This window comes from Acinetobacter sp. YH16053 (genome assembly GCF_013417035.1).
Lineage (GTDB): Bacteria > Pseudomonadota > Gammaproteobacteria > Pseudomonadales > Moraxellaceae > Acinetobacter > Acinetobacter towneri.
Window position 1 is genome coordinate 1 of record NZ_VPEP01000040.1, and the last position, 7,604, is coordinate 7,604.

Consider the following 7,604-nt stretch of genomic DNA (forward strand, 5'->3'; position numbering starts at 1 on the left):
GGCAAAATGGCGGGTTAAGTTCAAAATTCAACTTTTGTGCTTTTTATTCCGCCGAATGTGTCCCACATTCAGCTTTTTTTTAATAATTTAGCTTCTGTGGAAACACATCGGCTACGTCACTGCTAAATTGAACTTTCGGTTCAATTTATCCGCCACTTCGCCAATGCGTTTCCCGTTGTACGCAACCTTACTAAAACTAAATTATTAAATGAGTTCACTCGGTACAAATCTTATTCAAGTCATAAAAGATAAAGAATTTCAAGCTGTTACCAAAGACTTAACTGAAGTGGTAATTGATTCAAATATTGCTGAAGGATTACTAAAAGATGTCCCACTACTTTCAACAATTATAGGAACTTTTAATACAGTAACCAATATCAAGGATAAGCTATTTCTTAAAAAAATTCTTACATTTTTATATGAACTAAAATCAATTTCTGAAAATAAAATAGAAGAACAAATTAATAAAATAGAAGAAGATTTAAAGTATAGAACAAAAGTTGGCGAAAAATTATTATTTATTATTGACAAGTGTGAAGACACAGACAAAGCATCACTTACTGGTTTACTTTTTAAATCATTTTTAGAGAAAAAAATTGATTATGACCAATTCATTACAGGAACAAATATTATTGAAAAAACTCCGTTGCCTGATTTAATGTTTTTCATAGAAAATGATGTTGAAGAATTGGAATTAGACAATGGTGGTTCTGAATTTGTATCATATGGCTTAATGGAAATCAGAGTAACAAAACCCAATATTAAAGTTGGTGATGAAAAATATTATGGAGATAAATATATTCCATCAGATAATGAAATATTAGCAGATCGTTTAGAAATTACAGATTTTGAAATTGTAGCTAGTATAAGTTGGATTGGACAAATCCTTAGAGAAAATTTATGTAAAGAATAAAAGACAGCGTACAACTTCGGTTCAGTAAAAGCTATAACACCTTTTATGTAAAATATAAACCTCCATTTGGAGGTTTTTTCATGTCATTATCCTAAGTTTTTTGCAACAAAAAACACACCTTGCTATTTTCTGATTTTAGTATAAAAATTAATAAAACGATGCATTTTATACTACTTGCTTATTTTGAAAAACATACTTTTAGAGAGTAAGTTAACAACATTATATATCAACAAGTTACACTTATAATACATACTTTTTAATTTATAAAGTATGTATTATTATTTATAACAATTTGTAAATCATAGGAATATAAAAACCAATCTCGGTCTCCGTGATTACTGCTTGCTATTCCTACTTTCATTCGGAATACTCAATTTTGATCGATTTTTCTCTGTATATAATTTTCTCCAAAATTAGTAAATATCAAAATGTATGTAGATAATTACACACATAAAAAATTGATTAGCAATCATATATAAGAAAAAAAACTAAAATGTATGTACAAAAAACATACATTTAATTTTTTTAAAAATACTAAATCAATGATAACCAATATTATAACTCCATCGTGTGGAGTTCCCTCTCGCTACTCACAATTACTATCAAATTTCACGTAAAAAAGAGTTCCGATTTTTACTTTCCTTTTTTCTGAAAAGGCAATATTGTGATTTGAGTGTCTACACAAATCCATATCTTGCATCTAATTGAAATTTTAAGATATTTTTTAAGAAAATTTAGCTTAAAAAAAACCATTTTAGAAAAGAAAAAACGAAAAAAAAGAAAGCCATTTCAACAAGTGCAGCATCACTAAATTTTATATAAAAAGTGAAACGGCTTTATGCTAAAATTTAATGGTGCGAAACTTACCTTTGTTTTCTTTTGATTTGTTTTACTTTGGTAATTCTTCATTGTTATTTTATCTAATAATTAAAAAGCCACTTGTTTTTAACTCAAATTAAGGAGTGAATAAGCTTGTGGATAGTTAATATTTAGCTTTAAATAGCTTTAAATACTTTTTGCTATAATTTCCTAATGATTAAAAATAAAATGTCTTAAAACGCAAAAAAAACGACCTCAAAAGAAGCCGTTTTAAAATCGTTTCGCTTTCAAATTTATGGTTAAACATTAAATTTGAGCAACAAAAATACATTAATGAATTAAAAATCAGTTAATTAAATTAGATAAATTTATCAAAAATAAAAAATCCGCCCCCCCCCTGGTGCGCATAAAAAAGTCACGTCAATTTGTTTTTGTTTTTCCACTCTAACGAAAACAGTGCATTTCACGCAAGCTCCCAAAAGTGATTTTTTGAAGAAAATCACACCCTTAAAAACTAAAAAATTACCATGTTTTTGTATTAATTAAACATAGCTTATCTAACATTACTTATCGACTTTCGACAAAAAACGGATATATATTTATATATCATATATATTGCAAGGGTATTAAAAAGTCTAACTATAACTTTTTGAATAAACAACTATAACTTTTTGAATAAATAGAAAATGGTTAACTATAACTTTTTGAATAAATACTATAACTTATATTTGTGTAAGTTATAGTATTTATATAAATTTACTTTTCAATACTATAACTTATGTCTAAAATTAATAATAAAGAAGTATTACAGTCTTACATCTTAACGACTGCTAAATATGATTATTCTGTTTACGAGAAACGTATTCTTTATCGTCTTGTAGAGCTTTTTCAAGGATTAATACAAAATCAAAAATTAAAAGACAAAATAGTTATTGAACAAGACAATCAAAATACTAGCATTGTTAGTATGCCTATTAAATTATTTTTACAAAACGAAACAGATACTAACCATATTCGAATAAAATCAGCTTTAAGAAATTTAGCTAAAAAATTCTTTGAGTATGAAGATGAAAATGATTGGGAGTTAATTTCAGTAATTTCAGAGCCTAAAATTAAGAAAAATACAGAGATTGCTACTTTCAGAATAAATCCAAAAATAGTAGAAGCATTTTTAGATTTTTCAAAAGGCTTTAAAAAGTATGAACTTAAAGTAGCTATGGAATTTGAAAGTGTATATACTATGCGTTTTTACGAATTATTATCTAATCAGAAAACTCCTATTAATTATTCAATAGATAAATTAAAAGATATATTTAATATTGCTGATAAATACAAGTTAACGGGTGGTTTTATTCAAAAAGTTATCGAACCTGCAAAAAAAGAACTTGATAAATGTAGTCCTTATACTTTTCATTATGAAACAATAAAAACAGGTCGTAAAATTACAGGCATTCGTTTTATTCCGATTCATCAACCACAATTTGAAGATGAATCATTGAAGAAACAAAAAACAATGAAACAAATGTCAAATCGTTGGTTTATCCCTAAAAACATAGAAGATTATTTAAAATATAATTACGATTTTACTAATAAGGAATTAAACAACAATCTTAGCTTATTTGAAAGCTTGTACAACCATCTGTCCGAAGAAGAATTATTGGATTTCTTGGTCGAATTAAAAGCTCAATCTGTACTATATGAAATCAAAAATCTAAAAGCATATCTTATTGGTTCATTGAAACACAAAGCTGAGCAGATTTTTGAACAAAAACACATGAAAAAGTAGGGTGACAAAAGTATGTCATCTATATATTTTGACATACTTTTGTCATAGTTTCAAACTTTTGTTATTATGAATTACATAGATGTAAAAGAAGCTGTAAAAAAAACAGGAAAAAGCGAGAGGACAATAAGAAGATTGTTCGCTAACTCTGAATCTGTACCATACTTACAAAAAAAAGGGAATAAAGTATTAATAGAAGTTAATTACTTATTTTCTATATACGAACCTCTAAAAGATATCAAGAAACCACAGAGGCAAAAGTATGACATAGCCGAAATATGGCAGAGGCAAGAAGATGTAAACTCATTAAAGACAAAACTTGCTTTATTTGAACAAGAATTAAAAAATAAAGAGTTGCTTTTACAAGAAAAAGAGGGTAGAATAATAGATTTACAAAAGACAATTCTCCTGTTGGAAGCTCCTAAAAAAGAGCCAGAATCTAACCAACCAAAACAAGTACAGGAAAAGAAAAAAAAGTGGTGGCAATTTTAACTTTATGTAATGAAAAGAAAGTTAATTGATTTAGATCTGGAAACTGAAAGACGTTTATCAATTCTTGCAAGTGCTAACGGAATGAGCTTAAAAAAGTATATAGAATATATACTTTTTCAGCACGGAAACGACCATTTAATAAAAATTGAAAAGGAAATCAAAAAACAAAAGTCAGCTTCTATAAATCAATTATCTATTTTAGATGAAATAAATAAAAATTTATAAATTTTTACACTACCTGTTGACCGATTTGAATATCCTCTCTCAACGTAAAAATGCACCTTTCAGAGTAGTTTTAGCTATAAAATAATTTATCCAAAACGGTACTCTCACAATATCAGTGTTTTAACCTAAAAATCTTTGGTGTATAATAAGAATTATGTTAAGTAATGAAATAGATTAATAAAGTATCAATTGTAGAGTTTCGTGATCCATGATTGAGAATTTAAAAATTTTAAATAAAAACCTCGCTATTCATACAAATGTTATTTAGATAATATAGACTATCAAAGAATTTATTACTTTTAACAAAGTAATTACACGAAATACGGATATAGGGAATATTTCACGAAACTTTTCTATTATTTACTTCGTAAATTACTATGTTATCGGCAATACGAAATAAAGTAGTTCAGAAAAAATATTATATTTGCAACATAAATAAAAAGTAAGCAGAAAATGTAAAAATTAATTTCTTAGACAATCTAACAATCAGCTCAAAAAATTGGGCTCCCACTTTTGTTAAACTCAAAAAGAAATTAATTATGCTTACGATTCAAAATTTATCCTATTCACATCCCAATAAAAATACGCTGTTTACTAATTTAAGTATGACAGTAAACCATTCCGATAAAATTGCATTAATTGGCAATAATGGTGTTGGAAAATCTACTTTACTCAAACTTATAGCCAAGGAATTAGAACCTGATGACGGACAAATTTCCTCCGAAACCAAACCCTATTATATTCCTCAAATTTTCGGTCAGTTTAATGATTTGACAATTGCCCAAGCCTTACAAGTTGAAACCAAACTCAATGCTTTACACGAAATTTTAAACGGAAGTGTAGATGAAAAGAATTATAGCCTTTTAAATGACGATTGGACGATAGAAGAAAAATGTCAAGAAGCCCTAAGCTATTGGGATATTTCTGATTTATCACTATCTCAAAAATTAAGCGAATTAAGTGGAGGACAAAAAACAAAAGTCTTTCTCGCAGGTATATTTATTCATCAACCATCATTTGTTTTATTAGATGAACCCAGTAATCATCTTGACAAATCCAGTAGAGACTTACTATACGATTTTATTCAAACCTCAAGAGCAACTTTTATAATCGTTAGCCACGACCGAGAGTTACTTCAGTTATTAAATCCTATTTGTGAGCTCAACAGAAATGAAATTAAAGTTTATGGCGGAAACTATGAATTTTATAAAGAGCAAAAAGAAATTGAACAAAACGCCTTAAGTCAAGATATTCAGAGCAAAGAAAAAGCACTTAGAAAGGCGAAAGAAAAGGAGCGAAAAACAATTGAACGACAACAAAAATTAGATGTTCGAGCAAAAAAGAATTTAGGAAAAGCTGGACTTCCCAAGATAGTATCAGATGCTTGGAAGAATAATGCTGAAAGAAGCTCAGCAAAAATTGCCGGAGTTCATTCAGATAAAATTAATGGTATAAAAGAAGAACTTCAAGATTTGAGGCTTTCCGTTTCTGATATAGAACAAATGAAATTTGAATTTGATTCTTCCAATCTTCATAAAGGTAAAAATCTGTTTATAGCAGAAAATATCAATTTCGCATATAAAACAGGAGGTTTATTATGGGAGAAACCTCTAAACATTCAAATTGTCAGCGGTGAACGAATTGCTATCAACGGAAAAAATGGAACAGGAAAAACCACACTTATCCAAATAATACTCGGAAAACTTAAACCAACGGAAGGAAAAATATTTATTGCTGAAAGTCATTCTGTTTATATTGACCAAGATTATTCTTTAATCAATAATCATTTACAGATTTATGAACAAGCTCAAGAATTTAATCAAACCGGCCTTCAGGAACACGAAGTAAAAATCAGATTAGACCGTTTTTTATTTTCAAAAGATGATTGGGATAAGCCTTGTCATACATTGAGTGGCGGAGAAAGAATGCGGTTAATGTTGTGTTGTTTAAACATTGCTAATCAATCTCCCGACATTATTATCTTAGATGAACCTACCAATAATTTAGACCTTCAAAACATCGAAATTTTAACCAATGCAATCAATGAATATGAAGGAACTTTAATTGTAATTTCCCACGATAAAACGTTCTTACAAGAAATAAATATTGAACGAACTATTGAATTAATGAAGTAAAGCCGATAACATCGGTTTTGCAAGAGAGCGGGTTATTGTTTCCGTTCAAAGATTTTTGTTATATTTAAAGTTCCGTCTTCGCTTGGAAGTCTTATGCTAAAATCCGCTCCCTCGCAAAGCCCGAAAACGTTAGCGGGCATTGTGAAAGATACCAGCATAACAGTTAAACATTGATAAATGAAAAAAAAACTACTTTGGATATTAATTTTAGGACTGATAATAATCAGTTGCAAACAAAGGAAAACAGAAATGAAAGAGAAAATAATTAAAACAAACGGCATTGAACTCTGTACGGAAAGTTTTGGAAATAAGAAAAATCCAGCAATCCTTTTGGTAGCAGGTGCAACCGTATCAATGCTGTATTGGGACACTGAATTTTGCCAACAATTATCTGAAAAAGGATTTTTTGTTATTCGTTACGACAACAGAGATGTAGGAAAATCCACTAATTATGAACCAGGTTCTACTCCATACGATATTGTTGACTTAACTAATGACGCTATTTCAATATTGGATGGCTACAAGATTGACAAAGCACATTTTGTGGGGATTTCTTTGGGCGGACTAATTTCTCAAATAGCATCAATAAAGTTTGCCGACAGAGTTAACTCCTTAACTCTTATGTCATCAGGCCCTTGGGGAGACTCAGACCCAACTATACCTGAAATGGACACGAGTATTTTAGATTTCCATAGTAAAGCAGGTACAGTCAATTGGACAAATGAAGACAGTGTGGTAAACTATTTAATTCAGGGTGCAGAATTAATGAGTGGCAAGAAACAATTTGACAAACAAAGAAGTGAAAAACTGATAAGAGCTGAGTTCAATAGAGCCAACAATTATATAAGTATGTTCAATCACGCTGCATCGCAAGGTGGTGGTGGTGAAGAATATTGGAACAGATTAAACGAAATCAAACAACCCACCTTAATTATCCACGGAACAGACGACAAAATTTGGCATTATAAGAATGCAGGTTTTTTACTAGAAAAAATAAAAGGTTCAAATCTAATCACCCTTGAAGGTACAGGACACGAATTACACGTTGATGATTGGAAATCAATTATTGATGGAATAGAAAAACACATAAATGACTGATAAACAAAAACAACGCCCCGCGTGGGCCTATACGCTGCCGGCAGCACTGCTGCTGATGGCTCCTTTCGACATCCTCGCTTCACTGGCGATGGATATTTATCTCCCTGTCGTTCCAGCGATGCCCGGCATCCTGAACACG

6 protein-coding genes and 1 pseudogene are annotated in these 7,604 nt (G+C 29.6%); all 7 read left to right on the plus strand.

Annotated features, from left to right (window positions below; all coding sequences use genetic code 11):
* The first annotated feature begins 208 nt into the window (after window positions 1–208).
* The gene (locus FTV43_RS16240; RefSeq protein ID WP_125112982.1) at window positions 209–913 is read left to right on the plus strand and encodes a hypothetical protein; all 705 of its coding nucleotides are present in this window, start codon (window positions 209–211) and stop codon (window positions 911–913) included.
* Between the two features lie 1,597 nt (window positions 914–2,510).
* On the plus strand, window positions 2,511–3,518 hold the full coding sequence (locus tag FTV43_RS16245) for a replication initiation protein (protein ID WP_150433346.1): 1,008 nt from the start codon (window positions 2,511–2,513) through the stop codon (window positions 3,516–3,518).
* A 66-nt stretch (window positions 3,519–3,584) separates the two neighbouring features.
* Window positions 3,585–4,007 (plus strand): hypothetical protein, encoded by a 423-nt coding sequence (locus FTV43_RS16250; RefSeq protein WP_150433345.1) that lies wholly within the window; start codon window positions 3,585–3,587, stop codon window positions 4,005–4,007.
* Between the two features lie 9 nt (window positions 4,008–4,016).
* Window positions 4,017–4,232, plus strand: a complete 216-nt coding sequence (locus FTV43_RS16255) for a hypothetical protein (RefSeq protein WP_150433344.1) — start codon at window positions 4,017–4,019, stop codon at window positions 4,230–4,232.
* Between the two features lie 539 nt (window positions 4,233–4,771).
* Window positions 4,772–6,367, plus strand: coding sequence for a ribosomal protection-like ABC-F family protein (gene abc-f / locus FTV43_RS16260; protein ID WP_179991659.1), 1,596 nt, complete (start codon window positions 4,772–4,774; stop codon window positions 6,365–6,367).
* A gap of 249 nt (window positions 6,368–6,616) precedes the next feature.
* The gene (gene estT, locus FTV43_RS16265; RefSeq protein WP_185148407.1) at window positions 6,617–7,465 is read left to right on the plus strand and encodes a macrolide hydrolase EstT; all 849 of its coding nucleotides are present in this window, start codon (window positions 6,617–6,619) and stop codon (window positions 7,463–7,465) included.
* Window positions 7,458–7,604 (plus strand): annotated as a pseudogene (locus tag FTV43_RS16270) (CmlA/FloR family chloramphenicol efflux MFS transporter); the annotation flags it as partial. The gene estT and the pseudogene FTV43_RS16270, both read left to right, overlap by 8 nt.

Coding starts and splice junctions, on each gene's coding strand:
- FTV43_RS16240 (WP_125112982.1), top strand. CDS start 209: ATGAGTTCACTCGGTACAAATCTTATTCAAGTCATAAAAGATAAAGAA.
- FTV43_RS16245 (WP_150433346.1), top strand. CDS start 2,511: ATGTCTAAAATTAATAATAAAGAAGTATTACAGTCTTACATCTTAACG.
- FTV43_RS16250 (WP_150433345.1), top strand. CDS start 3,585: ATGAATTACATAGATGTAAAAGAAGCTGTAAAAAAAACAGGAAAAAGC.
- FTV43_RS16255 (WP_150433344.1), top strand. CDS start 4,017: ATGAAAAGAAAGTTAATTGATTTAGATCTGGAAACTGAAAGACGTTTA.
- abc-f (WP_179991659.1), top strand. CDS start 4,772: ATGCTTACGATTCAAAATTTATCCTATTCACATCCCAATAAAAATACG.
- estT (WP_185148407.1), top strand. CDS start 6,617: ATGAAAGAGAAAATAATTAAAACAAACGGCATTGAACTCTGTACGGAA.